General features: G+C 59.6%; 23 protein-coding genes and 1 other RNA gene. 14 read left to right on the top strand and 10 right to left on the bottom strand.

Annotated features, from left to right (window positions below; all coding sequences use genetic code 11):
- Nucleotides 1-75 precede the first annotated feature (75 nt).
- Genes moaA through glp form a run of 3 tightly spaced genes read left to right on the top strand, consistent with a single transcriptional unit; the run spans nt 76 to nt 3,206 of the window.
- A complete protein-coding gene (gene moaA / locus B9Z40_RS14355) occupies nt 76-1,218 on the top strand; it encodes a GTP 3',8-cyclase MoaA (RefSeq protein ID WP_100174039.1) in 1,143 nt (380 codons plus the stop codon).
- Between the two features lie 5 nt (nt 1,219-1,223).
- Nucleotides 1,224-1,856: a molybdenum cofactor guanylyltransferase MobA gene (gene mobA / locus B9Z40_RS14350; protein ID WP_100174038.1), complete on the top strand. Its 633-nt coding sequence runs from the start codon at nt 1,224-1,226 to the stop codon at nt 1,854-1,856.
- 51 nt (nt 1,857-1,907) lie between these two features.
- On the top strand, nt 1,908-3,206 hold the full coding sequence (gene glp / locus B9Z40_RS14345) for a gephyrin-like molybdotransferase Glp (protein WP_100174037.1): 1,299 nt from the start codon (nt 1,908-1,910) through the stop codon (nt 3,204-3,206).
- Nucleotides 3,207-3,270: 64 nt separating this feature from the next.
- Here glp and B9Z40_RS14340 read toward each other — a convergent pair whose 3' ends face one another.
- The 4 genes from B9Z40_RS14340 to B9Z40_RS14325 all read right to left on the bottom strand — a co-directional run bounded on the left by B9Z40_RS14340 (nt 3,271) and on the right by B9Z40_RS14325 (nt 9,089).
- The gene (locus B9Z40_RS14340; protein ID WP_100174036.1) at nt 3,271-6,363 is read right to left on the bottom strand and encodes an efflux RND transporter permease subunit; all 3,093 of its coding nucleotides are present in this window, start codon (nt 6,361-6,363) and stop codon (nt 3,271-3,273) included.
- Nucleotides 6,350-7,672, bottom strand: coding sequence for an efflux RND transporter periplasmic adaptor subunit (locus B9Z40_RS14335; protein ID WP_100174035.1), 1,323 nt, complete (start codon nt 7,670-7,672; stop codon nt 6,350-6,352). The genes B9Z40_RS14340 and B9Z40_RS14335 overlap by 14 nt, the downstream gene beginning before the upstream one ends.
- Before the next feature lie 132 nt (nt 7,673-7,804).
- Nucleotides 7,805-8,251, bottom strand: a complete 447-nt coding sequence (rnhA, locus tag B9Z40_RS14330; protein WP_100174034.1) for a ribonuclease HI — start codon at nt 8,249-8,251, stop codon at nt 7,805-7,807.
- Entirely contained in the window at nt 8,238-9,089 is an 852-nt protein-coding gene (locus B9Z40_RS14325; protein WP_100174033.1) for a class I SAM-dependent methyltransferase, read from the bottom strand. Before B9Z40_RS14325 ends, rnhA begins: the two co-directional genes overlap by 14 nt.
- On the opposite strand from B9Z40_RS14325, the gene gloB reads away from it, so the two are divergent.
- Entirely contained in the window at nt 9,088-9,858 is a 771-nt protein-coding gene (gloB, locus tag B9Z40_RS14320) for a hydroxyacylglutathione hydrolase (protein WP_100174032.1), read from the top strand. The genes B9Z40_RS14325 and gloB overlap by 2 nt on opposite strands.
- Before the next feature lie 65 nt (nt 9,859-9,923).
- Complete coding sequence (locus B9Z40_RS14315; RefSeq protein WP_100174031.1) at nt 9,924-11,438, top strand: transglycosylase SLT domain-containing protein; 1,515 nt, start codon at nt 9,924-9,926, stop codon at nt 11,436-11,438.
- Nucleotides 11,439-11,478: 40 nt separating this feature from the next.
- Here the strand turns inward: B9Z40_RS14315 and B9Z40_RS14310 are convergent, their stop codons facing one another.
- From B9Z40_RS14310 to dnaX, 4 genes are all read right to left on the bottom strand, one after another.
- A complete protein-coding gene (locus B9Z40_RS14310) occupies nt 11,479-12,525 on the bottom strand; it encodes an ABC transporter substrate-binding protein (protein WP_100174030.1) in 1,047 nt (348 codons plus the stop codon).
- Nucleotides 12,526-12,658: 133 nt separating this feature from the next.
- The gene (gene recR / locus B9Z40_RS14305) at nt 12,659-13,249 is read right to left on the bottom strand and encodes a recombination mediator RecR (RefSeq protein ID WP_100174029.1); all 591 of its coding nucleotides are present in this window, start codon (nt 13,247-13,249) and stop codon (nt 12,659-12,661) included.
- Nucleotides 13,250-13,259: 10 nt separating this feature from the next.
- Nucleotides 13,260-13,583, bottom strand: coding sequence for a YbaB/EbfC family nucleoid-associated protein (locus B9Z40_RS14300; protein WP_019429347.1), 324 nt, complete (start codon nt 13,581-13,583; stop codon nt 13,260-13,262).
- Nucleotides 13,584-13,621: 38 nt separating this feature from the next.
- Nucleotides 13,622-15,550, bottom strand: coding sequence for a DNA polymerase III subunit gamma/tau (gene dnaX, locus B9Z40_RS14295; protein WP_100174104.1), 1,929 nt, complete (start codon nt 15,548-15,550; stop codon nt 13,622-13,624).
- Nucleotides 15,551-15,748: 198 nt separating this feature from the next.
- Here dnaX and ffs point away from each other — a divergent pair.
- An RNA gene (ffs, locus tag B9Z40_RS14290) (signal recognition particle sRNA small type) lies at nt 15,749-15,845 on the top strand.
- A 359-nt stretch (nt 15,846-16,204) separates the two neighbouring features.
- Nucleotides 16,205-17,902: an AMP-binding protein gene (locus tag B9Z40_RS14285; RefSeq protein WP_100174028.1), complete on the top strand. Its 1,698-nt coding sequence runs from the start codon at nt 16,205-16,207 to the stop codon at nt 17,900-17,902.
- A gap of 98 nt (nt 17,903-18,000) precedes the next feature.
- On the opposite strand, the gene B9Z40_RS14280 is transcribed toward B9Z40_RS14285, so the two are convergent.
- Both B9Z40_RS14280 and B9Z40_RS14275 read right to left on the bottom strand, forming a co-directional pair.
- Nucleotides 18,001-18,294, bottom strand: coding sequence for a hypothetical protein (locus tag B9Z40_RS14280; RefSeq protein WP_100174103.1), 294 nt, complete (start codon nt 18,292-18,294; stop codon nt 18,001-18,003).
- Between the two features lie 83 nt (nt 18,295-18,377).
- Nucleotides 18,378-19,715 (bottom strand): TIGR03862 family flavoprotein, encoded by a 1,338-nt coding sequence (locus B9Z40_RS14275; RefSeq protein ID WP_100174027.1) that lies wholly within the window; start codon nt 19,713-19,715, stop codon nt 18,378-18,380.
- A gap of 103 nt (nt 19,716-19,818) precedes the next feature.
- Between B9Z40_RS14275 and trxA the strand changes: the two genes are divergently transcribed.
- The 7 genes from trxA (at nt 19,819) to B9Z40_RS14240 (ending at nt 26,349) form a co-directional block, all read left to right on the top strand.
- A complete protein-coding gene (trxA, locus tag B9Z40_RS14270; RefSeq protein ID WP_100174026.1) occupies nt 19,819-20,151 on the top strand; it encodes a thioredoxin TrxA in 333 nt (110 codons plus the stop codon).
- Nucleotides 20,152-20,394: 243 nt separating this feature from the next.
- On the top strand, nt 20,395-21,657 hold the full coding sequence (gene rho, locus B9Z40_RS14265) for a transcription termination factor Rho (protein WP_019425344.1): 1,263 nt from the start codon (nt 20,395-20,397) through the stop codon (nt 21,655-21,657).
- 84 nt (nt 21,658-21,741) lie between these two features.
- Nucleotides 21,742-22,005 (top strand): type B 50S ribosomal protein L31, encoded by a 264-nt coding sequence (locus B9Z40_RS14260; RefSeq protein ID WP_019425345.1) that lies wholly within the window; start codon nt 21,742-21,744, stop codon nt 22,003-22,005.
- 90 nt (nt 22,006-22,095) lie between these two features.
- Nucleotides 22,096-23,829 carry a hypothetical protein gene (locus B9Z40_RS14255; protein ID WP_100174025.1) on the top strand — a complete coding sequence of 578 codons (1,734 nt, stop codon included), beginning with the start codon at nt 22,096-22,098 and terminating at the stop codon, nt 23,827-23,829.
- Nucleotides 23,830-23,831: 2 nt separating this feature from the next.
- The gene (locus B9Z40_RS14250) at nt 23,832-25,193 is read left to right on the top strand and encodes an MATE family efflux transporter (RefSeq protein ID WP_100174024.1); all 1,362 of its coding nucleotides are present in this window, start codon (nt 23,832-23,834) and stop codon (nt 25,191-25,193) included.
- 36 nt (nt 25,194-25,229) lie between these two features.
- Complete coding sequence (locus B9Z40_RS14245) at nt 25,230-25,532, top strand: antibiotic biosynthesis monooxygenase (RefSeq protein WP_100174023.1); 303 nt, start codon at nt 25,230-25,232, stop codon at nt 25,530-25,532.
- A 118-nt stretch (nt 25,533-25,650) separates the two neighbouring features.
- Nucleotides 25,651-26,349 carry a fumarylacetoacetate hydrolase family protein gene (locus B9Z40_RS14240; protein ID WP_100174022.1) on the top strand — a complete coding sequence of 233 codons (699 nt, stop codon included), beginning with the start codon at nt 25,651-25,653 and terminating at the stop codon, nt 26,347-26,349.
- Nucleotides 26,350-26,522: the final 173 nt, after the last annotated feature.

Genomic DNA, 26,522 nt, shown 5'->3' with positions numbered 1-26,522 from the left:
GCTTTTTTGTAGACCCGTTCATCCTTGACCATGCCATCTCAAGGGCGCTGGTAGCTCGGGCACAATCGACCCCCTATGTCTGAACGCGTTATTCCGCTGGTTGACCAGCGCCATCCCAGCTTGCCTTTGCCTGCCTTGCTTGCGGGCCAAGACCTGAGCACTTTGCCCATGGACAGCCTGCGTCGGCCCTTGACCGATTTGCGCATCAGCGTGACCGACCGCTGCAACTTCAGGTGCAGTTACTGCATGCCCAAAGAAGTCTTTGACAAGGACTACGCCTACCTGCCGCACAGCCACTTGCTGAGTTTTGAAGAGATCACCCGCATTGCCACCGTGTTCGTGGGCCGAGGCGTGCGCAAGATCCGTCTGACTGGCGGCGAGCCGCTGCTGCGCAAAAACATCGAAATCCTGATCGCCCAACTGGCCGCGCTGCGCACGCCCGACGGCCAGCCACTCGACTTAACCCTGACCACCAACGGTTCGCTGTTGGCGCGCAAAGCCCAAAGCCTGAAAGACGCTGGCCTGCAACGCGTCACCGTCAGCCTGGACGGGCTGGACGATGCAGTGTTCCGGCAAATGAACGACGTGGACTTTCCAGTGGCCGATGTGTTGGCCGGGATTGAAGCGGCCCGGGCTGCGGGCCTGGGGCCGATCAAGGTCAATATGGTGGTCAAGCGCGGTACCAACGACCACGAAATCTTGCCCATGGCTCGGCACTTTCGGGGCACAGGCATCGTGCTGCGTTTCATCGAGTACATGGACGTGGGCGCGACCAATGGCTGGTGCATGGACGAAGTGCTGCCCAGCGCAGAGGTGATCCGGCGCTTGCAAAGCGAACTGCCCTTGGTACAACTCGACCCCGCAGCCCCCGGCGAAACCGCCGAGCGCTGGGGCTATGCCAATGCCCAAGGCGAGCACGACCCGAGTTTGGGCGAAGTGGGTGTGATCAGCAGCGTGACGCAGGCTTTTTGCGGCGACTGCAACCGGGCCCGCCTGTCCACCGAAGGCCGTCTGTACCTGTGCCTGTTTGCCAGCCAAGGCTACGACCTTCGCCAACTCTTGCGCGACCCCACGCAAAGCGATTCGCAACTCGCCGCAACGGTGGACGCCATCTGGCGCGGGCGCACCGACCAATATTCGGTGCTGCGCAGCCTGCGCGGACCCGACACCGCCAGCGGCACAGGCCGCCGGGTGGAAATGAGCTACATCGGAGGCTAAGAGCCATGAACAGTTTCACGCAGAACGCCCCGGGCATCACCGGCCTCATCTTGGCAGGCGGACGCGGCTCGCGCATGGGCGGCACCGACAAAGGTCTGCAAAACTTCCACGGCCTGCCGCTGGCCCTGCAAACCCTGATGCGCCTGCAGCTGCAAAGCCTGCCGCTGCAAGAGGTGCTGATCAACGCCAACCGCAATCTGGCGGCTTATGAAGCGCTGGGTGTGCCGGTCTGGCCCGACAGCATCGACGGCTTTGCAGGCCCTCTGGCGGGTTTTCAGACGGGCCTGGAGCGCTGCGAAACGCCGCTCATGCTCACCGTGCCTTGCGACACACCTCTTTTCCCTCTGGACCTGGTGGAGCGGCTGCTCCAAGCCATGGAGACGCAAGACGCCGACGTGGCCATGGCCGCCGCCCTGGAGGCCGATGGCACGGTTCGCCCACAGCCAGTGTTTTGCCTGATCAAAACAGAGCTGCTCGAAAGTCTGGTCAAGTTCACACAAAGCGGCGGCCGCAAGATCGACGCCTGGACCGCCCAGCACCGCTGCGCCATCGTCCCGTTTGACCTGCCCGGCGACAGCCCCCATGCCTTTGCCAACGCCAACACCTTGGCCGAACTGCAGCAACTCGAAGCCCTCTGACTCCCCCCAGCCACGCTTACCCCGGCCACACTTGCCCTGACCGCGCAGACCATGACCACGCCATTGCACCCATCTTTGTCACTGAACGAGATCGCCGAGCGCTTACAGGGCTACGACCCGCAGGCTCTGTCGGCACGCCATGTGAACGACTTTCTGGCCCAACTGGTGCAACCGGTGCGCGAACAAGAGACCATGTCCCTGATGCAAGCCCATGGCCGCATCCTGGCGCAGGACGTGGTCTCGCCCATCAGCGTGCCGCCGCATGACAACTCGGCCATGGACGGCTATGCGCTGCGCGGTGCTGACCTGTTGAGCGATCGCCCCACCCCTTTGACCGTGGTGGGCACCGCGTTTGCAGGTGCTGCCTGGCAAGGCACGGTAAACGCGGGCGAGTGCGTGCGCATCATGACAGGCGCCATCATGCCGACAGGCCTCGACACCGTGGCCCCGCAAGAGCTGGTGAAGGTGGACGGCGACACGGTGCAGATCCCGCACGGGCTGCTGCAAGCGGGCGATAACCGCCGCCTGTTGGGCGAGGACCTGATGGCGGGCCAAGCCGCTTTGCGCGCTGGCATGCGCCTGAGCCCTGCCGCTTGTGGCTTGATGGCGAGCATGGGTCTGCCCACCGCGAACGTCTGGCGCCGGCCCAAAGTGGCTTATTTTTCAACCGGCGACGAAATTCTGAGCCTGGGCGAAGCGCCCCGCGAAGGCGCGGTGTACGACAGCAACCGCTACACCGTGGCCGGCATGGTGCAGACGCTGGGCTGCGAGCTGATCGACATGGGCGTGGTGCGCGACGAGCCTGCCGCGCTGGAACAAGCTTTTGTGGATGCGGCTGCACAGGCCGACGCCATCATCACCAGCGGCGGCGTGAGTGTGGGCGAGGCCGACCACACCAAGGCCATGATGAAAAAACTGGGCGACGTGGCTTTTTGGCGCATCGCCATGCGCCCTGGTCGCCCCATGGCGGTGGGCCGCATTCAGCGCGGCGAGCGCTCCGCTGTTCTGTTTGGCCTGCCGGGCAACCCGGTGGCCGTCATGGTGACCTTTGCCGCCTTTGTGCGCCCTGCCCTGCAGCAACTCATGGGTTGGCAAGCGCCTGCCTTGCCCCTGCTCAAAGCCAAAAGCCTAGAGGCCTTGCGCAAAAAACCCGGCCGCACCGAATACCAACGCGGCATCGTCAGCACCAATGCGGCGGGCGAGTTGCAAGTGAGCATCACCGGCAACCAAGGCTCAGGCGTTCTCAGCTCCATGGTGCAGGCCAACGGCCTGATCGTGCTGGGCCATGCCCAAGGCAACGTGGCCGTGGGCGACGAAGTGGATGTGATGATGTTTGACGGGCATCTTTGATGCCCACAACCAAGCAAAAGGGCTGCAGATGCAGCCCTTTTTTGTTAACAAAACCCCATAAGAATCAATGACCTGCGGAGTGCCCTGCCGCAGCCGGCTCGTCGTGCGCCACCGCCTTGTTGGGCCCAGGCACAGCCTTACGGGCCAACAGTGAGTACATGGTCGGCACCACAAAGATGGCCAGCAAAGTGCCCAAGCTCATGCCACCCACAATGACCCAACCGATTTGCGTGCGGCTTTCGGCACCCGCCCCTTTGGCCAAGGCCAAAGGCACCGCACCCAGCACCATGGCGCCTGTGGTCATCAAAATCGGGCGCAGCCGCTGACCCGAGGCCTTGACCAGCGCCTCTTGCATGGCCATGCCCTGTTCGCGCAACTGGTTGGTGAACTCCACGATCAAAATGCCGTGCTTGGTGATCAGGCCCACCAGCGTGATCAATCCAATTTGCGAATAAACGTTGAGTGAGCCGCCCGTCCATTTGAGGGCCAACAGCGCCCCGATCATGGACAGAGGCACAGACAGCATGATCACAAAGGGGTCGACGAAGCTTTCAAACTGCGCAGACAGCACCAAGAAGATGAAGAGCAGCGCCAGCACAAACACGATCACCAACGCCCCTTGCGAGCTCTTGAACTCACGCGAAGTGCCGTTGAGCTCGGTGGTGTAGCCAGGCTTCAAGACCTTGGCGGCGGTCTCGTCCATGAACTTCAAAGCCTCGCCCAAGGAGTAATCGGGCGCCAGGTTGGCCGTGATGGACACCGAGCGGCGCTGACCGAAGTGGTTCAACTCGCGCGGCGACACGCTTTCACGGATTTTCACCAGCATGCTCAAAGGAATCATGGTGTCGTTGCGGCCACGCACTTGGATCACATCGATGTCATCGGGCGTGTTGCGTGCCGACGGCAGTGTTTGAACAATCACGTCGTACTGCTCGGCATCGCGCTTGTAACGGGTCACCACCCGACCGCCCAGCATGGTCTCGATGGTTTTGGCCACCACTTCGATGCTGACACCCAATTCAGCCGCTTTCACCCGGTCCACTTCCACCCGCAGTTCGGGCTTGTTCAGACGCAAATCCACGTCGGGCGACAAGATGCCAGGGTTCTTGGCCACTTCTTCCATCAACTGACGCGTCAGCTGGTTGAGGTTTTGGTAACTGTCGGACGTTTGAATCACGAAGTTCAAGGGGCGTTCACGGAAACCTTGCCCCAAGGACGGCGGCGTGATCGGGAACGCGTTGATGCCCGGCAGGCTGTTGAACTTGGCACCCATTTCACGCGCGATCTCCAGCGTGGTTCGCTTGCGTTCGTCCCAATCCACCGCACGGTAGACCACCGAACCTTGACCAACCGTGGGATTGCCCATGTTGGCAAAAATGCGGTCAAATTCAGGGTAAGCCTGCCCAAACTTCTCGAGTGAACGGGCATAACGGTCGGTGTACTCCAAGGTAGAGCCATCGGGCGCATTGATCGTCGCCAAAATCGTGCCACGGTCTTCCAGAGGAGCCAGCTCTTGCTTCATGGTGGGGTAAATCAAGGCAATGCCCACGCCAGAGCTCAGCATGACCAACACCACCACCCAACGGGCGCGGGTCAGGATCAGACCCAACAAATTCTCATAACCATTGGAAAGCGCCGTGAGCCAGCGCTCCATGCTGCGGTCAAACCAGCTCGGGTTGGGGTTGTGGCGCAGCAGCTTGGCGCTCAGCATGGGGGCCAAGGTCAAAGCCACAAAGCCCGACACGATCACAGCCCCGGCCAAGGCCAGCGCAAACTCGCCGAACAACTTGCCTGTGCGTCCCGGCGTGAACGCCAAGGGTGCGAACACAGCAGCCAGCGTGAGGGTCATCGCGATCACAGCAAAACTGATTTCTCGCACGCCCTTGATGGCGGCAGAAAATGGGTCCAAACCTTCTTCGATGTGCCGGTAAATGTTCTCCAGCACCACAATCGCATCGTCCACCACCAGACCAATGGCCAGCACCAGCGCCAACAAGGTCAAAGTGTTGATGGTGAAGCCGGCCAAAGCCATCATGGCAAACGCACCGATCAAACTGACCGGGATGGTGATGATCGGGATGATCGAGGCTCGCAAGGTGCGCAAAAACACAAAAATCACCAAAGCCACGAGAACGACGGCTTCAATGATGGTCTGGAACACGTTCTTGATGGAACGGTCGATGAACACCGAGTTGTCGTTGGCCACATCGATCGAGATGTCACCCGGCAAATCGGCTTTCAAGCGAGGAATCATCTCGCGCACACCTTGGGACAACTCCAGCGGGTTGGCGGTAGCTTGGCGGATCACGCCGGCAGAAATCGCAGGCCGCCCGTTCAGTCGCACCACACTGCGGTCACTGGCAGCGTCTTCCTTGATCTGGGCTACATCTCGCAGCTTGACGGAAAAGCCATTGACGTTGCGAATGACGATGTCGCCAAATTGTCCTGGGCGGGTCAAGTCGGTTTGCGAAGACACGCTGAACTCGCGGTTGGTGGACTCGATTCGGCCTGCAGGCAGCTCCAAATTGCTGCGCCGGATGGCGTCTTCCACGTCTTGCGCTGTGAGCTTGTACGAGGACAGACGGGCCGCATCGAGCGAAACGAGCATGGCGTACTTGCGCTCACCGTAGATCCGCACATCGGCCACACCGGTCACGGTTTGCAAACGGGGTTTCACCACCCGATTGACCAAATCATTGATTTGCAAAGCGTTGAGCGTGTCGCTGGAAAAAGCCAACCAAATCACTGGAAAGGCATCGGCCTCGACCTTGGCAATGACGGGCTCTTCAATGGCCTGGGGCAAGCGGTTGCGCACCCGCGAGGTGCGATCGCGCACTTCGGCAGCGGCCGTATCGGCGTCTTTTTCGAGGCGAAAACGCACGGTGATTTGCGACTGCTCAGCTCGGCTGATGGACGTGATCACATCCACGGCGTCAATGCCGGCAATGGAGTCTTCCAGCGGTTTGGTGACCTGCGACTCGATCACTTCGGCCGATGCCCCCACATAGCGGGTGGTCACTGTCACCGTCGGTTCGTCGATTTTGGGGTATTCGCGCAGCGACAGGCTTTTGAAGCTCACGGCGCCAATCAACAAGATCAGCAAGGACATAACAACGGCCAACACGGGCCGCCGGATGGAAACTTCAGCGAGTTGCATCTGGACCCCTCAAGCAAGGGTTGGGGCCGGACGGCGGTTCTCCTTTGCCGGCAGCAGCTTGGCCGGGCTTGCCTGCTGCGGCTGGGCTTTTGCCCGCTGCGGTTTTAGCAGCATCGGCGGGTGAGGCGGCTGGTGCGGAAGCGGGTGCAGAGGCTGGCTGCCCAGGAGCGCCCGCCGGGCGGGGACCACCGGACTGAGGCAATTCCACCACACGCACAACGGTGCCGTCTTTTTGCAAACGCTGGTGGCCTGCGGTGACCACGGTGTCCCCAGCGGCCAGACCTTCCAAAATTTCAACCTTGCCCGGCAGACGCAAGCCGGTTTTGACGGCCACGCGCTCTGACATGAGTGAATCGGGTTTTTCACCCGCCACCACCTTGACGACGAAAGTGCGACCACCTTGGGGAATGATGGCTTCCTCGGGGATGACCATCGCGTTTTCACGCGAGCCGAACACGGCGTTCACACGGGCAAACATGCCCGGGCGCAGTTGTTGTTGGCGGTTGTCGATGCAACCGCGCACCCCGACCGAACGGCCATTGGCCTCGATCAAGGGGTCCACCGCCTGCACGATGGCCATGAAAGGGCGACCGGGCAAAGCATCCACGGTCAATTGGGCTTTTTGGCCCGCACGGATTTTGGCCTGGAAGCGCTCAGGCAAACGGAAGTCGAGCAAGACCGCATCCAGGTCTTCAACGTTGACCATGTCTGCGCCGTCTTTGAGGTAATCGCCCACGTTGACTTGCTTGAGACCGGTGATGCCGTCAAAAGGTGCCAGCACTTTCAGGCGCTGCAGCGTGGCCTCGGCCAAAGCCATTTTGGCGCGCGCCACTTCAAGAGCTGCACCGCTTTCGTCCAGCGAGCGTTTGCTGATGAAGTTTTGCGCCACCAGCTCTTGGTTGCGTTTGTGGTTGGCCTCGGCAATGGCCATTTCGGCCTTGGCCTGAGACAGCTGGGCCTGCTGCAACTGGTCTTCAAACTGGACCATCACTTGGCCCTTGCGCACGCGCTGGCCATCGTTGAAGAAGATTTGCTGGACACGTCCACCCACCTCTGGGCGAAGCATCACACCTTGCCGAGAGCGCAAACTGCCCACCGCTTGGGTTTCGTCCACCAAGGTTTGTGTTTCAACTTTGGCCACCTCGACGGCCGTGGGTCTGGCCGGACCTGCTGGCGTTGCGGGGCTGGAGACGGCAGGCTGGGTGCCATCGGCCGACGGACCGATCTTGTTTTGATACCACCATGCAGCGCCGGAGGCCGCGCAAACACCCACCAACGCCATCACAGCGTATTTTTTCTTGTAAGCCATTCAGATCTCTCTCGCAGGTTGAACTCACCCAGACTGTCGAAATGTAACAGTGTCTGTTCACTTACCTAATGGGCACCTCGATGGGTCTTGATTCACGACACAGGCCCACCTATGGGCTCGGTTGGGCTGGGCTCAGCGTCCCAAGGCCTTGTCCACGCCTTGGTTGGCCAAGGCATCGGCACGCTCATTGCCCGGATCGCCCGCATGCCCCTTGACCCAGCGCCAGTCAATTTGGTGTCCCGAGGAGGACACCACTGCGTCGAGTTTTTGCCACAAATCAGCGTTTTTGACAGGTTGTTTGGCGGCCGTGCGCCAGCCACGGGCTTTCCAGCCGTGAATCCACTCGGTGATGCCTTTGCGCACGTATTCGCTGTCTAAATAGAGCGTCACCTGACAGGGTCGCTTGAGGGCGGACAGACCTTCGATGACGGCGGTCATTTCCATGCGGTTGTTGGTGGTGTTAAGCTCACCTCCGCACAGCTCTTGTATGTGCTGGCCTGATTGCAGGCGAACGCCCCAGCCGCCGGGACCCGGATTGCCTTTGCAGGCGCCATCTGTGTAAATTTCAACGTGACTCAACGGTGTCTTTCGGGGCCGAAGTGGGGCCCATGTGGGTGTCTGTGCGGGCAACGGGTACCGTTGCACCAGCGGGCGATCGTACCGTGCGCCAGCGCCGTGCGTCGACGAACCGCCCCCCTGGAACCCTTTTGGTGGCGACCAAGAGATAGACCCCACCCAATATCGGCCACCAACGTTCGCCCACCGCATCCAACCAATGCAGGCGCTGCATCCAGGCCTCGCTGCCCGGGGCCGGGGTCCAACCGCCAAAACGGCTGATCTGAACCTCAAAGCCCAACAAGCGCAACCAATCGCGCAAGCGCCGATAGGCGATGAGCGACGAGGGCATGTGCGCCCCCGGATCGGGCGCTTTTGACAAGCGCTGACCACGCGTTTGTTGCCAACCCCACCAACTCCAGGGGTTCAACCCGGTGATCAAGACTTGTCCTTCAGGGATCAACACACGCGCCACCTCTCGCAAACAGGCATGCGGGTCGGCAGAGCGTTCCAAAGCATGGGGCAAAACCACCAAATCCAGACTGTCCGCGGGCCAAGGCCAAGCCCGGCTGTCCAAACAGAGGTGGGGGCCTGAGGGCTTGTCTGATTCAGGCAGCCCATCGGCTGTGGGCAGCATCGGCTCAAACTCGGCCTGCGCCAGCCAACGGTGGGGCATGCGGTTGCTGCGAAGGGTTTGCAGCTGGGGCCAGCCCAGCTGCAAGGCGTGGTAACCAAACACATCGGCCAACAGTTCATCGGCCTGCTGCTGCTCCCAAGCGAGCAGGCGCGACGCTGCCGGCTGACCCAAAGGGTTCAGCCAAGCTTCACTTGAATGCTGGCTTTCTATAATGGCGCTCTCCATGAAACTCATTGCACTGCCCGCATTCTCTGACAACTACATTTGGTTGTTGCACAACGACCACCATGCACTGGTGGTGGACCCGGGTGACAGCGCCCCCGTCCTGCTTTGGTTGCAGCAGCACCCCAGCATTGAACTGGACTTGATTTTAGTCACCCACCACCATGCTGACCACACGGGTGGCCTGACTGAACTGGTGGCACAAACAGGGGCACAGGTGGCGGGTCCTGCTCTGGAAAAAATGCCCGTTTTGGCGCGCGGCCTGCAGCAAGATGACACCCTCGATTGGCAAAGCCTGACGCTCAAGGTGCACGATGTGCCCGGCCACACCCTGGGACACATTGCTTTTTGGCTTCAACCTGCTGGGCAAGCGCCCTTGCTCTTTTGTGGCGACACTTTGTTTTCGGGGGGTTGCGGCCGCCTGTTTGAGGGAACACCCGCCCAAATGCTCGACTCTTTGGACCGCTTGGCCGCCTTGCCCGGCGACACCCGCGTTTGTTGCACCCACGAGTACACCCTGTCCAACTTGAAATTTGCCTTGGCCGTCGACCCCGAGAACCTGGCATTAAAAAGCTACGCGCAAGCTTGCGCACGCTTGCGTGAACAAAACCAAGCCACCTTGCCGGCGCTGTTGTCCACAGAACGCGCCATCAACCCTTTTTTGCGCAGCCGCAGCCAGGCCATCTCTTCGGCCGTCCAGCAGCGTGATGCTGCGGCACTGGACGATGTGGCTTGCTTTGCCGCGCTTCGCACCTGGAAAAACGAATTTTGAAAACCGCTTGGGGCCACTGCATCGATTTTTCATGGCCATCACGCCCAGCCGCTGGACGGCGGTTTATGGCAGTCAGCTGTTTAGGGTTGACGCTTTTTTTGGGCGCTTGCGCGACAGCGCCAAGCACCACCACCGAATTGCCCACCAAGGCAGCTCAGATTCAATCGCCGAAAACAGCCGAGCAAGCCAAGGTTGCCGCATCCGAAGCCGCTGCGGACAAAAACGACAGTTTGAAGGACGAGTCGGTTATCGGGCTCAAACCCCGTAGCCAGTTGACGCTCACACCCCCCAAGGACATTTGGGAACGGATTCGGCGCGGTTTTGCCATGCCCGACCTGGAGAACGAACTGGTGAGCAACCGGGAGCAATGGTATTCAGGACGTCCTGATTACATGCTGCGCATGACGGAGCGTTCGCGTCCTTATTTATTCCATGTCGTGGAAGAGCTTGAACGGCGCAACATGCCCACAGAGTTGGCTTTGCTCCCGTTCATCGAATCGGCGTTCAACCCACAGGCTGTCTCCAGTGCCAAGGCAGCAGGCATGTGGCAGTTCATGCCCGCCACAGGCAAGTTCTTCGACTTGAAACAAAACCTGTTCCGAGACGACCGCCGGGACGTGCTGGAATCGACCCGCGCAGCGCTGGATTACCTGCAAAAGCTGTACGGCATGTTTGGCGATTGGCATCTGGCCTTGGCCGCCTACAACTGGGGGGAAGGCAGCGTGGGCCGGGCATTGGCCCGCAACAAAGCACAGGGCAAACCGCTGAACTACAGCGATCTGAACATGCCCAACGAGACCCGCTATTACGTGCCCAAACTGCAAGCCGTGAAGAACATCGTAGCGCAACCGGAGGCTTTCAACACCCAACTGCCCTTGATTCAGAACCACCCTTATTTCAAGAGTGTGCCCATCGAGCGCGACATCGATGTGGCGGTCGCGGTCAAATTGGCTGCGGTCAGCTTGGAAGACTTCAAGGCGCTCAACCCCTCCATGAAGCGTCCCGTGATCTTGGCGGCCGGTACGCCAAAAATCTTGCTGCCCTGGGACAACGCCACCGTGTTTGAGCGCAACCTGCAAGCCCACGCCAACAAGCGATTGGCCACCTGGACAGCTTGGCAGGCACCCAAGTCCATGAAGCCTGAAGAGGTGGCCCAACAGTTGGGCATGCCCGTTGAACAACTGCGTTCGGTCAATGACATTCCCCTGCGGATGATGATCACTGCGGGCTCAACACTGCTGGTGCACCGCAAAGGACAGCTGGACAACGATGTAACCGAGCATCTGGCAGACAACGGCCAGTTGGGACTTGCGCCCGAAATGGTGCTCAAAAGGATCGCGATCAAAGCGCGCAAAGGGGATTCTTTGGCCAGTTTGGCAGCCAGACACGGCGTTTCAGAAGCCAATATGGCCGCTTGGAACAAGTTGAAAGTGAACGCGCATTTGGCCACTGGGCAAACCCTGACCATCCTGGTGCCGTCTGAGGGTGCAAGGCGAGTCACACGCCCTACCCCCAACAACGCAGACCGACCCAAGGCCAACAACCCGCAGCGCAAGACAGCGCGTCAAAAAGCGCGCTGAACAGCCAGCGATGAAGCCAGTTTGGCTGGCAACACCGGGCTCAAAAGCGGGTTTTGGATTTCGCAGCAAAACTGTTGGTGTAGGTCGAAGCCAAAACCGGTCGATTGCCCCCGGATCGGTTGGGCAAGCGCTTGTAAGCCTGCCAGGCATTGGCCACAGCGTCAGAGGCAAACAAACCATCGAGCCCATAGGACTCGCGCAGCTTTTCGAATGCCCCCAAATAAATGGCCCGATCCCCCTCCCAGTGACTGGGGGGCACCGTCTTCAAGATGTCGGTCAAGCCTGCCGTTTGTAACCATTTGAGGGCATGGACGACGGCATCGCTCAAAGCCTGCGTCAGCTCAGGCTGCTTTTGCAAAAAGTCTGAGCGGGCCCACAAAGAAGCGCCAGGAACAGGGCCGCCCATCAGTTTTCGCGAGGCGACCAACGTGCGCGCCTCGCCAATGATGCGAATCTCATTGCGCTGCTCTAGTCCATACATGATCGGGTCGGGGTTGCACAAGGCATCGATGGCACCGGCGCGCAAAGCATCGACGGCGCCTGCTGAGGAACCCACCTCCACAAAGACCACATCCTCAGGCAACAGGCCGTTTTGCATCAGCCAATGACACGCCATGAAATGGGTGCTCGATTGCAAAGAGCTGACCCCCACACGGGCTCCTTTGAGGGCCATCACCGAACGCACATCCAGTCGCGTCGCGACGCCCAAGCTGAGCTGAGGGGTTCGGCCCATCTGCACAAATGCCTGGTAACTCAAACCCTTTTGATGCAAGCCGAAAAGGTGTTCAAAAGCGCCGGCCACCACATGGGCTTGTCCCTGCAAAGCATTGGCCAAAGCCTTGGCGCCAGACTCATGCGGCAACCACTCCACCGCAACGCCCGATTGCCCGAAATAACCCAGGCGGTCGGCCAATGTCAGGGGCAAATGTTGCAGGCTGTGCGGCGCAGCCAAAGCGATGCTGACACGGTGCATGACCTTGGACTCAGTGCGCACAGGCTCAGGCGCAGCCAGCACTGCACGAGACGCAGCCCATGCACCCACTGCCGAAAGTAAAAAGGCACGCCGCCTTCCACGCCCATCAGACACCCGCTGCTCCTCATGATCCCAACCCTCGAAAATTCGAGTCCATCAGCATATGAAGAATCGCAGCTTTGCGCATCGGGATTGATCCCGATCGGGTTTTCACGTAATGGATTGCATGGACTGGCGCAGTCACCCATCAGCGGCGATCGACCAGCGCGTGGGCAATGGTGCCCAGATCCACGTATTCCAGCTCGCTGCCCGCAGGCACGCCTCGGGCCAAGCGGGTCACGCGCAAGCCCTGTTGCCGGATCATCTCCGAGATCACATGGGCGGTGGCTTCGCCTTCGGCTGTGAAGTTGGTCGCCAAAATCACTTCCGTCAGCACCCCGTCCCCCACCCTTTGCTTGAGCTTGGCCAAGCCAATGTCGTGCGGGCCAATACCGTCCAAGGGGCTGAGCTTGCCCATGAGCACAAAGTACAAACCGCGGTAAGTGCCCGTTCGCTCGATGGCCGATTGGTCGGCGGGGGTTTCAATCACGCACAACACCGTACGGTCTCGGGTGGCGTCCAGACAGGTGTCGCACAACTCGGCTTCGGTGAAGGTGTGGCAACACGCACAGTGCCTGATTTTTTGGACCGCGTTGTCCAAAGCTGCGGCCAATTGACGTGCTGTGGCCCGGTCGTTTTGCAACAACTGAAAGGCCATGCGCTGGGCCGACTTGATGCCCACCCCCGGCAGGCCCTTGAGGGCCTGGACCAAAGTGGCAAGGGCGTGGGTATCGGCCATGTTCAGACGATCAGAACGGCAACTTCATGCCCGGTGGCAAACCAGCGGTGAGCTTGCCCATTTTTTGTTGCGACACCTCTTCGGCCATTCGCACAGCATCGTTGAAAGCGGCGGCCACCAAGTCTTCCAGCATGTCTTTGTCATCGGCCAGCAAGCTGGGGTCAATGGTCACACGGCGCACGCTGTGCTTACAGGTCATCAAGACCTTGACCATGCCCGAGCCCGATTGGCCTTCCACCTCAACGAACGCCAGTTCGTCTTGGGCTTTTTTCAGGTTGTCTTGCATGGCCTGCGCTTGCTTCATGAGGCCCGCAAGTTGTCCTTTGTTGAACATGGTGTTTCCTTAAAGAGGGTGAAAAGTGGGTTTGAAAATCAAATCAGTTGGATACTGCCGGGCACGATTTTGGCCCCAAAATCGCGCACCATGGCTTGCACCAATGGGTCGTTTTGAATCATGTCTTGTGCGGCCAGCATTTTTTCGGCGGCCTTGACCGCCAAACGCTTGGCGGGGCTGTCGGTCACCGGGCCGATCTCGATGTGCAGTGTCACTTCGCCATGGCCTGCAGCCTGCAAAGCGGCTTGCAAGCGATCACGGCTGGCAGTGTGGTTGAGGGTCTCTCGCTCCACGCGCAGTTGCCACTGCTCACCTTCACGGCCCATCAATTGCGACTGCAAAGCCAGCTCGCGTACCAGCGCGGTGATGGTTTCCTGGTCCAACAAGCCTTGAACCACGCCCAGCCAGACATCGCCTTCAGGCGTGGCCTGCACAGCCGGCGGTGCGGACTGGACAGGCACATCGGCGCGCCCTGAGGTGGCCTCACGCACTGGCAAAGACCGTAAAGCGGGGGCTGCTTGACGATGCTCGGGCACAGCGGCGAGTTCCACAGGCGTGTGGATGGCCGGGACATCGGCGTAGTCGGTCGTGTCAGGCCAGTCTTCCCAAGGAGGGGGCTCAGAGGGGGTAGGCTCGGCTTGCGTGTGGATGATGGCTGGCTGGGGCTGCGGGTTGGCTGCGACCTCAGCAGGTGGGGCAGGTGCCACCACGGGCGGCCGAGGCGCAACGACGGGCGCGACAGCGGCCATCGATGGGGCGTGAACGGCTGGGCCTATGGCTTGAGTGGGTTCAGCAGCGGCCTGAGGTTTGGCTTGAGGACTGGCTTTAGGGCTGATCAGCGGGCTTTTTTTTTCCACCGATCCAGCTTGGGGCTTGAAGGCCAGCAAGCGCAAGAGCACCATGGTCAAGGCCGCGTACTCGTCCGGTGCCAAGCCCAGCTCGGTGCGGCCGTGCAGACACAGGCTGTAAAGCAGTTGGGTTTCCTCGGCCGACATGGCTTGGGCCAAAGCGGCCAAGCCCTGGGTGTCCGGATCGTCACCGTCTTGCGCCATGCTGGGCACCATCTGCATCACGGCCATGCGCTGCAGCAACAGGGCCATGTCTTCCAAGGTGGCTGCTGCAGAAACGCCTTGCAAGCGCAGGGCCTCGACCTGGTTCACCACCGATGCGCCGTCGCCCTCGGTCAGGGCGCTGATCATGTTCATGACATGGCTGCGGTCCACGCTGCCCAGCATCTGGCGCACACCGGCTTCTTGCACCTGGCCGTTGCCAAAGGCGATCGCTTGGTCGGTCAAGCTCAGGGCGTCGCGCATGGAGCCACGGGCGGCGCGGGCCAGCAGGCGCAAGGCCAAAGGCTCTGCGCTCAACTGCTCAGCAGCCATCACCTGGGTCAGGTGTTCAAACACCGTCTCAGGTGCCATGGGCCGCAGATTGAATTGCAGGCAACGTGATAACACCGTCACCGGCACCTTTTGCGGGTCGGTCGTGGCCAGCACAAACTTCAAATACTCGGGGGGTTCTTCGAGGGTCTTCAACATCGCGTTGAAGGCGGTGTTGGTCAACATGTGCACCTCGTCGATCATGAAGACCTTGAAGCGTCCTTGTACCGGTTTGTAAACCGCTTGCTCCAGCAGGCTTTGCACCTCGTCCACACCCCGGTTAGAGGCGGCATCGAGTTCGGTGTAGTCGACAAAGCGCCCAGAATCAATGTCCCGGCAAGCCTGGCACACGCCACACGGCTCGGCGGTGATGCCGCCCTGCCCGTCTGCGGCCTGGCAGTTGAGCGACTTGGCCAAAATGCGCGAGACCGTGGTCTTGCCCACACCCCGTGTCCCGGTGAACAAATAGGCGTGGTGCAAGCGTTGCTGCACCAAGGCATTGGTCAAAGCCTGAACCACATGCTCCTGCCCCACCATTTCGGTGAAATTGCGGGGGCGGTATTTGCGCGCGAGGACAAGGTAAGACATGGCCTTGATTCTATCGGGCTGGAGCGGCCTCATCTGCGCACCATCCTGCACATCCTCTTAGGACCAGCTGGTCAGCCGGCTTGGCCAAAAATCACGGATGAGGCCCATGGTTTGTTGGCCATAAGGAGATGCACACAGGCTCAGTAAAAATCAAACTTGAAAGCAAAAGGCTGGGCAAGCTCGCCTACAATCGTCGATGACGGGCCTTCCCGCATGGTGAAGCGGCCAACCGGGTCAGGTGGGGAACCAAGCAGCCCTAACTGTGAATCCAGTGCCGGGGTCAAGGCTCGTCACCTTTTTTGAGCAGTTGCGCGATTGGGCCAAGCAAGTTGGCCAAAAGACCTGGCTTCCGTCGGTGTCCCTGCTTCTTGAGCACCCCATCTCCACAATCCATCAACTATTTGGCAAGACCGATTGTCTTGTCAACAGCTGGGCCGGTCATTGAGCGAGGTCTAAACCATCACCAAGCCTGGCCCCCTACTCGGCGTCGCGTGGCGCGCTTTAAATAAGGCGGGTTAACGTGTCGAGTCTGTGGCTTCCGTGGCACCCGATTGCCCTTTATCTACCCAGGCAAGTCCTCATGCACAAGCCCTTGTGCAGGCGCTAAACTGTTTTAACGATACAGCACTGCCCCTGACACCTGCCGAGGAGCCCATGAGCGAACTTGCACAATTTTTGGCCAGCCGCGATGCTTTGCTGGCCCACCGCACCGACTACGAAGCCGCAGTGGCGGCGTTTCGCTGGCCTGAGTTGACACATTTCAATTGGGGGTTAGATTACTTTGACAGCATCGCGCGGGACAACCCCGCCCCGGCTCTGCACATCGTGGAGGCATCGGGCGAGCAGTTTCGCCTGAGTTATGCCGAGCTGTCGCAGCGCTCCAACCAAGTGGCCAACTGGTTGGTGGCACTGGGTGCGCGCAAGGGTGACCGGATTTTGCTGATGATGGGCAACGAAGTGCCCTTGTGGGAGACCATGCTGGCCGCGATCAAGCTGGGCGTGGTGCTGATTCCCGCCACCACCCTGCTGTCGGGCGATGATTTGCAAGACCGCTTGGAACGTGGGCGGGTCAAGTGCATCATCACCAACGCGGGAGGCATGGCCAAGGTGCTGGATTTGCCCGGCGCCGTGACGAAAGGGCTGACTTTGGTGAGCGTGTCAGGCGGCGCAGCTTTGCCTGCGGGTTGGCAAGATTACGCGCAGTCGCACCAAACCAGCACCGCCTTCACCCAGCCCGAGCCGACCCAAGTGACCGATCCTCTGCTCGAGTACTTCACCTCGGGCACCACGGCCAAACCCAAACTGGTGCAACACACCCAGCAAAGTTACCCGGTGGGGCATTTGTCCACCTTGTATTGGTTGGGCCTGCAAAAAGGCGATGTGCACTGGACCATCAGCTCACCGGGCTGGGCCAAGCACGCTTGGAGTTGCTTTTTTGCGCCGCTCAATGCACAGGCCTGCGTGTTCATTTACAACTATGCACGCTTCAATGGGCCGGACATTTTGGGCACCTTGGTGCAGCACCGGGTCAACACCCTGTGCGCACCGCCCACGGTGTGGCGCATGCTGATTCAAGAGGACCTGAAGGCTTGGCCCGTGCAGTTGCGCGAGCTGATTTCGGCGGGGGAGCCGCTCAATCCTGAGGTGATCGATCAGGTGCGCGCGGCCTGGAACATCACCATCCGCGACGGTTATGGCCAGACCGAGACCACGGCCCAGATTGGCAACCCACCGGGTGCGACGCTCAAGGCGGGCTCAATGGGGCGGCCTTTGCCCGGATACCGGATGGTGCTGCTGAACGCCGATGGCGAACCTGCCGACGAAGGCGAGATTTGCATCGACCTGGCGCACCGCCCCACCGCGTTGATGAACGGCTATGCCGACGACGCGGACAAAACCGCCGAGGCCATGCGGGATGGCCATTACCATACAGGTGACGTGGGCCAACGCGACGAGCAGGGTTTCATCACCTATGTGGGACGGGCTGACGATGTGTTCAAGTCCTCGGGCTACCGCATCAGCCCCTTCGAGCTGGAGAGTGCGCTGATCGAACACCCGGCTGTGGCCGAGGCGGCGGTGGTGCCTGCGCCAGATCCATTGCGTGGCTTGGTGCCCAAGGCCTATGTGATCTTGGCCCCGGGCCACGAGCCGAACGCGGCCACGGCGGGGGCAATTTTCAAGTTCATGAGGGAGCGGGTTTCAGGCTACAAATTGGTGCGCCGCATCGAGTTCAGCGACCTGCCCAAAACCATTTCGGGCAAGATTCGCCGGGTTGATTTGCGCGCCCAAGAAAATGCTCGTGCGGCTCAAGGAAGCCCTTACGCAAGCGAATTTCGGGAAGAAAACCCTTAAGACGGCGGGGATGCGCCGCCTTGGGTTGGGGTGCTAGGCCCCCCAGAAGCACCCGCGCAAAAAAGAGGGCAGCAGGGCCCCATGCGCTTTGAAAACACTCAGGCCATGCGACGGCGCAAGGCCGGAAACGGCATGGCTTTGACTTTGGTCGAACTCACCAATTGAGGTGCAGCAGGGGCTGCGCGCAACAACTCAGAAACCAATCTGTCGGCATTTTGATGGGCACCGGCTCGGTTCGCCTCAAAAGCCAATTTGGTCTGCTGCGACATTTGAGCCACAAAGTTTTGTGGGTAGTCACGGACGTTGAAACCACGCAAAGCCATCACTTTCATGAAAGCGTTGGCGGCCTCTTCAACGGCACGTTGGTATTCTTGGGAAGCTTCTGGAGACATGTCGACCTCGTTCTGGATGAAGTAATTCACCAACTCTCAACGCGCCAAGTGGGCCGCAGGTCTACACAAAATGTGTTGAGATGTTACAAATTTGCCAAAATACCCAAACCAGCAGCCCGGCCGCTGGCCAAACAGGCCGTCAAAAGGTAGCCCCCCGTTGGGGCCTCCCAATCCATCATTTCTCCCGCGCAGTAAACACCTGGGCACTTCAAGAGCATGCCCTGAGGTGTCACGCTCGCGTATTCAACGCCTCCCGCTGTGCTGATGGCTTCGGCAACAGGCCTGGGTTTTTGGAGCGAAATCACCAAGCCCTTCAGATTCGCGGCCAAGGCCTCCGGCTGGGCCAATGTCTGCGGCGAACACAACTCATGCAACAAGCCCATCTTGACGCCGTCGATGCCCAAACGGCTTTTGAGGTGGCTCGACAAACTCCGGCTGCCGCGTGGCCAGCGCACCTCGGTGAGCACCTGCGATAAGGATTTGTCAGGCAGCAAATCCAACATGAACTGCGCATGGCCCTGTGCCAAATCGTCACGCAACAAAGCCGATGCCGCATACACCAAGCTGCCCTCCACCCCGGTTTCAGTGATGACAAATTCACCTTTTCGATCGAACCTGTCGGGCAAAAAGGCCTCAACTGGTTCATGCGACGAAGCCTCAACCCCAGGCGCCCGATGGCCCACACGCAGTGCCACTGACTTGAGGGGATGCCCTGCAAATCGAGTTCGAAAGTGCTCAGTCCAACCCTGACCCTCGCGCCCAGTCACATCAAATCCACAATTGGACGGCTGCAAAGGGGCGATGCTCACGCCCTGCTCGGCCAACAGGGACACCCAAGCGCCGTCAGAGCCCAAACGGGGCCAGCTCGCCCCGCCCAGAGCCAACAAAGTAGCCCGAGCACTAACGCGCCGAACGCCCACGGGACCTGTGGGCTCAAACACCAATTGATCTCCCTCCCAACCCTGCCAGCGGTGACGCATGTGAAACTGGACAGGGACACCCGATGCCGGGTGCCTTAAGCGCTGCAACCAGGCCCGAAGCAACGGTGCCGCTTTCATTTCCAGTGGAAACACCCGTCCCGAGCTGCCCACAAAGGTGTTTACGCCCAAGCCTTGGGCCCAATCCCGAACCGCCTGCGCGTCCATTTGGCTCAACCATGGACCCACATGGGCTTGTTGAGCGCCATAACGAGACTTGAACAAATCGGGGGCTTCAGAATGGGTCAAGTTCAAGCCGCCCTTGCCCGCCAACAAAAATTTACGACCGACCGAAGGCATGGCATCGAACAAATGCACTGAGACGCCTGCTTGAGAGAGGACCTCGGCAGCCATCAACCCGGCGGGGCCACCGCCCACGATGACCACATCAACAGACAACTCAGGGGCGCTTGGAGAAGAGGAAGAATATGAAGAAAAAGTCATGAATGAATGCTGGGCAACGCCTGTGCGACAGAGCGGGGTGAAACTATTCTGTCAAAATAGACCCAACTTTAGCTGCATCTTCAATGTTCACAAGGAATAGGCCATGGCCAGCGATCTGATCAAACACATTACCGACGCCACTTTCGATGCCGACGTGCTCCAGTCGAGCCAGCCCGTGGTGGTCGACTTCTGGGCCGAATGGTGCGGTCCTTGCAAGATGATTGCCCCCATCCTGGACGAAGTGGCGGGCGCTTACGAAGGCAAACTGCAGATCACCAAAATGAACGTGGACGACAACCGCGACATCCCCGCCAAGTTCGGTATCCGTGGCATCCCCACCCTGATGATCTTCAAGGATGGTCAATTGGCCGCGACCAAAGTGGGTGCCATGAGCAAGTCACAACTGACGGCCTTCATCGACCAGCAATTGGCTTGACATCGGCTTTGGCCTGAACTGCTCAGGCCATTCCACCAGAACCGGGCAGTGATGACCCGGTTTTTTGTTTTCTGGCCCATTTCAAAACCTGTCATAATTTCCTCAAGGCAACCCGAACAGGGATCTTCGCCTTGATGGCCGGAAGCACCAGCCCCCAACCCCGGGCGGCAACCGGTTCTGAACATTTCCACCCGCTTATCTGAAAACGGTCCCCGACAGACCGATTCGCCACAGGCCAAATCCATGCATTTGAATGAACTCAAGGCACTCCATGTGTCCGAACTCCTGAAGCAAGCCGACACGCTCGAAATCGAGAACACGGGTCGCATGCGCAAACAGGAGCTGATGTTTGCCATCATCAAAAAGCGCGCCAAAGCAGGTGAGCAGGTGTTTGCCGACGGCGTGCTGGAAATCTTGCCCGACGGTTTTGGTTTCCTGCGCAGCCCCGATTCGAGCTACACGGCAAGCACCGACGACATCTACATCAGCCCCAGCCAGGTGCGGCGTTTCAACCTGCACACCGGCGACATGATCGAAGGCGAAGTGCGCATCCCCAAAGACGGCGAGCGCTACTTTGCCCTGACCAAGCTGGACCAAGTCAACGGCGACCTGCCTGAGAACAACAAACACAAGGTGATGTTTGAGAACTTGACGCCCCTGTTCCCCAAAGAGCAGATGCGTCTGGAGCGTGACATCAAGGGTGAAGAAAACATCACCGCCCGCGTGATCGACATCATCGCCCCGCTCGGCCGTGGCCAGCGCGCCCTGATCGTGGCGCAGCCCAAGTCGGGCAAGACCGTGATGATGCAGCAGATCGCGCACGCCATCACGGCCAACTACCCCGATGTGCACCTCATGGTGCTGCTGGTCGACGAACGCCCAGAAGAAGTGACCGAAATGCAGCGCAGCGTGCGCGGCGAAGTGATCTCCTCCACCTTTGACGAACCCGCTTCGCGCCATGTGCACGTCGCCGAAATGGTGATCGAACGCGCCAAGCGCTTGGTCGAGCTGAAAAAAGACGTGGTGATCTTGCTGGACTCGATCACCCGCCTGGCCCGGGCCTACAACAACGTGGTGCCTTCGTCGGGCAAAGTGCTCTCCGGCGGTGTGGACGCCAACGCGCTGCAACGCCCCAAGCGATTCTTTGGCGCTGCGCGCAATGTGGAAGAAGGCGGCAGCCTCACCATCATCGCCACGGCCCTGGTCGACACCGGCAGCCGCATGGACGAAGTGATCTTTGAAGAATTCAAAGGCACTGGCAACTGCGAAATCCACTTGGAGCGCCGTTTGTACGAAAAACGCGTGTTCCCAGCCATCAACCTGAACCGCAGCGGTACCCGCCGCGAAGAGTTGCTGCTGCAGCCAGAAGTGCTGCAGAAAACCCGCATCTTGCGTCAATTCATGTACAACATGGACGAAATCGAGGCGATGGAGATGGTCTTGAAGAGCATGAAAGCGACCAAGAACAACTCCGAGTTCTTCGACATGATGCGACGCGGCGGCTGATACCCTATAATCGTCAGGTTTTGCGGAAAGTGCACTCAGATAGGCTGAAGTGTGGCTACCGTAGCGAAAATAAAAGGATTTCCCATGAAAGACGGCATTCACCCCAACTACCGTGAAGTTTGCTTCCAAGACATGTCCAATGGTTTCAAGTTCGTGACCCGTTCATGCGCTAACACCAAAGAGATGATCAAAATGGAAGACGGCCGCGAGCTGCCTTGGTACAAGCTGGACACGACCAGCGAGTCGCACCCCTTCTACACTGGCACGCAAAAGTCGGTGGACAACATGGGCGGCCGCGTGGAGAAATTCCGCAACCGTTTCGGCAAGACCACCACCATCGCCAAGTAATTCGCGAATTGGTGACCCCAAAAGGGCAGCCCGGGCAACCGGCCTGCCCTTTTTGTTTGTTAACCCCACCTCTCGACATCTTTTAGCCTTGTGAACCAGCCGACCCCAGCCATCGTTGCCCAAAGTGCTGCGCGCAGACTGCCCCGTCTGTACCTGCTGCTGATTTGCGCCGCCTATGTTTTGCCAGGCTTTTGGGTGCGCTCGCCTTGGAAAGGGCAAGACATCGAAGCCTTGGGTTTCATGCTGCAAATGGCCCAACCGGGCATGGGCGAGTCACTCAGTTGGCTCAAACCCACATTGTTGGGCAGCCCCGACAGCAACCTCGCTCTGTTGCCTTATTGGTTGGGCGCTCTGTTCGTTCGGCTCTCGCCTGCGGGCTGGGAGGATCTCTTTGCCCGGCTGCCGTTCATGGGCATGTTGGCCGCCACCTTGGCATCCACTTGGTACGCGGTTCACGCACTCAACCGCCACCCAGCGGCTCAACCGGTGAGCTTTGCATTTGGTGGCGAAGCCAAACCCACCGACTACGCCAGAGCCATGGCCGATGGCGGCTTGCTCGCGCTGCTGGCTTGCTTGGGGCTCGCGAGGCTTTCGCACGAAACATCGCCCGCACTGAGCCAGTTGTGCTTTGCTGCCTTGTTGTTTTTTGGCTTGGCATCGTGGTCGCGGCACCGCATCGGCAGTGCCGCTGCGGTCGCGGCCGGCATGTTGGGCCTGACCTTGTCAGGCGCGCCCACGGTAGCCTTGCTCTTGGGCCTAGGGGGTGCCACGGTCTGTGCCCTGGGCCAGCCCAACCCCGTTCAGCGCCGCATGAGCATGCTCGATTTGGGCTTGCTGGCCTTGATGGGCTTGCTGTGCATCACCACTGCGGGCGCCCTGGATTTGTGGCGCTGGCGTGTGGTGCCCCACACCCTTTTGGAGCTGCACATGCTGGCCAAGCTGATCGCTTGGTTCACATGGCCCGCCTGGCCTTTGGCGCTGTGGTCCCTGTGGCGCTGGCGCGGGCAATTGTCACAAGTTTGGCGCTACCCCCACCTGGGTCTGCCGCTGTGGTTTGCGGCCGTCACAGTGGGCGCCACATGGTTCACCGGGCTGTCTGACCGCTCCCTTTTGACCGCCTTGCCGGCCATCGCGACTTTGGCGGCCTTGGCATTGCCCACACTCAAACGCAGCCTGGGCGCCTTGATCGACTGGTTCACCCTGCTGTTTTTCAGCATTTGTGCACTGACCATCTGGGTGGTCTGGTTGGCCATGCAAACGGGATCCCCTGCAGCGCCTGCACGCAACGTCGCCCGCTTGGCTCCCGAGTTTGTGTCCGAATTTTCAATCCATGCATTTGGATTGGCATTGATCGCCACCCTCGCTTGGGGCGCATTGGTGAAGTGGCGAACTGGGGACATGCCCGCAGCCATCTGGAAAAGCATGGTGCTGCCTGCAGGCGGCGCTGTGCTTTGCTGGCTCTTGCTCACCACTTTGTGGCTGCCCTTGCTCGACTACGCCCGCAGCTACGCTCCTTTGATGGCCAAAGTCAGCCAAGCCACAAACGGCAGTGTTTGCTACCAATATGCCGGCATCAGCAAAGCCCAAGGTGCCGCCCTGATGCACCACGCCCATGCCCGCTTGCTGCCTATGCAATCACCGCAAGAGGATTGCCCGTGGTTGCTCGTTGACCAAGCCAACCTGTCTTTGCTGTCGGCCAAAGTGCAGTCATTGGGTTGGGTTGAGCAAGCGACCCTCAAACGGCCCACCGACAAATTAGAAACTCTGGTCATTTTTCGTCCGGCCCAGCCGTTCATGACCGTGCCTGCCGACGCTGCGCGCTGACCATGTCAGAGTTGCGCGTCATCGCACGACATGCCGGCACCGTGCTGGTGGGGCAGTTGGCCGTCATGTCGTTTGGCATCGCCGACACCCTGATCGCAGGCCGTTACAGCCCTCAGGCCTTGGCGGTCTTGGCTTTGGCTTCCTCCATTTACATCAGCATTTATGTGGCATTGAACGGCTTACTCCAAGCCTTGTTGCCCGTTTGGGCTGAACTGCAGGGTGGCGGACGGCAGGCGGAGGTGGGGCGTTCGGTCCGTCAAGCGCTTTACATCGCAGGCGGTGCCGCGTTGATCGGTATCAGCGCCCTGTGGTTTCCAGACCTGTGGTTATCGGCCACCGAGGTGCCCGAAGAACTGCGGCCCGATGTCCGGGCTTATTTGCGCATTTTGGCGGTCGCCTTGGTGCCGTCTTTGCTGTTTCGCCTGTATGGCACCCTCAATCAGAGCTTGGGCCATTCCCGCTTGGTCACCTGGTTGCAGGCCGGGGCCTTGTTGGTCAAAGTGCCTCTGTCTTTCGCCCTGACGTTTGGTGGCGCAGGTTTCGCGGGCCTGGGCGTGGTGGGCTGCGCCTGGGCTACTTTGGCGGTCAACCTGCTGATGCTGCTGGCGGGCCTGTGGCTTTTGCGCACACAAGACATTTACCGGCCCTACCGTTTGTGGAAACGACCCGAAAAGCCAGATTGGACCATCATCCGGCGTTTTTTAGCTCTGGGTGTGCCTGCTGGGTTGTCCATCATGGTCGAGGTGACCTCATTCACTTTGATGGCCTTGTTCATTGCACGCCTGGGGGCAGTGGCTTTGGCCAGTCACCAAATCGCGGCCAGTTTGGCCGCTGTGCTGTACATGGTGCCGCTGGCATTGGGGATTGCCAGCAGCGCACGCACGGGTTACTGGCTGGGCGCTGGACAAGCACGCAAAGCCCGAAGCGCTGCCGCCTTGGGCATCGGCTTGGCCATTGGCGCGGCCTTGCTGGGCGCTGCTCTCTTGTTTTCAGGCCGCGAAACACTGGCCCAAGCCTTCAGCAAAGACCCCAGTGTGGTTCAAGCCGCTACCGCTTGGCTAGGCTGGGTGGCGCTTTACCACTTGGCCGACGCAGTGCAAGCGGTCTGTGCCTACCTGCTGCGCTGTTACCGCATCACCTTGATGCCCCTGCTGGTTTACACCGCCTTGCTGTGGGGCATGGGTTTGTACGGCGGTTACGTGCTGGCTTACCAAGGCCTCGACTGGTCGGGTTGGCCTCTGCGTGCCAGCGTGGACACCTTTTGGATGACCAGCACCGCAGCGCTGGCCTTGGTGTCGCTGTTGTTCACAGCCATGGTCTGGCATGCCTCGCGTTTGACAACGCCACAGCCCAGCATGCATTAAGGTAGAGGTTTCGCACAATTTGAATGGAAGCCCACCATGATTCTCGAACTCGCCGACATACGCATCCACCCCGGTCAACAAGCCGAATTTGAAAAAGCCATTGAACTCGGTTTGAACACCGTGGCCTGCAAAGCCAAGGGTTTTCAGGGCGGCAAAGTCAACCGCGGCATCGAGAGCCCCGAACGCTACGTGCTGCAAATCTTTTGGGACACCTTGGAAGACCACACCGTGGGTTTCCGTCAATCGCCCCTGTTCACCGAATGGCGTGCCATCGTTGGCCCTTTTTTCGCAGCTCCGCCCCACGTCGAACATTTCGAGCTGACCCTCAAGTCGGCCTGAAACGCCCCTTCGTCCCTGCAGTTGGCCAATTTTTTGTATTTTGCGACCTTGACTGCCGCGTCAACCCCTTGATTTTTGGCATGATGCCAAGGTCGGTAATGACTTCTGAAAGTGATTCATGAGTTTTCTTTTCCCTCCATCACCCACCGTCTCCGTGCCCGTTTTGGGACAACCCAGCCGTTTTCCGGTGCACCGCATTTACTGCGTGGGCCGAAATTATGAAGAGCACGCCAAAGAAATGGGTTTCACCGGTCGCGAGCCACCCTTTTTCTTTTTGAAGCCCACCGACAGCTTGGTGGTGGTGGAAGAAGGCCAAACGGGCCAAATGCCCTACCCCAGCCTCACACAAAACTTTCACCATGAGATTGAGCTGGTTGTGGCCATTGGCAAGGGCGGACGCAACATCAAAGCGGCCGATGCGGCACAACACATTTATGGCTACGCCGTGGGCCTGGACATGACGCGCCGCGATCTGCAAAACGAGATGAAAAAACAAGGTCGCCCGTGGTGCATTGGCAAAGCCTTCGACCATTCGGCTCCGATTGGCCCCATCACCCCCATCGACCAAGCCGGTGATGTGAACAATGCAGAGATCAGCCTGCAGGTCAACGGCGCAGATCGCCAACGCAGCAGCGTGGCCAAACTCATTTGGAACGTGGCCGAAACCATCGAGCACTTGTCAGCAGGTTGGGAACTGCAAGCCGGTGATTTGATTTACACCGGCACCCCTGAAGGTGTCGCCGCTGTGGTGTCGGGTGATCGTTTGGTCGGTCAAATCGCTGGCTTGACCCCTCTGACTGTCGACGTTCAGAGATGAACGGAAGTGCAAACACCTGAAGGACCATGGTGTTTACCCTTAGAGGACCACAAAAAACTTGCAACATAATGCATGCACATTGGCCATCCTGATCCAATTTGATAAAAGTGCAAGCCACTTTTCATCGAGATTGGGTAAACACCAATTAACCGACCGCTCGGTTGGTTTTATGA

The organism is Limnohabitans sp. 15K (genome assembly GCF_002778285.1).
Lineage (GTDB): Bacteria > Pseudomonadota > Gammaproteobacteria > Burkholderiales > Burkholderiaceae_C > Limnohabitans_A.
The sequence above is the reverse complement of the archived record's forward strand: the minus strand, read 5'-3'. Positions and strand labels throughout refer to the sequence as shown.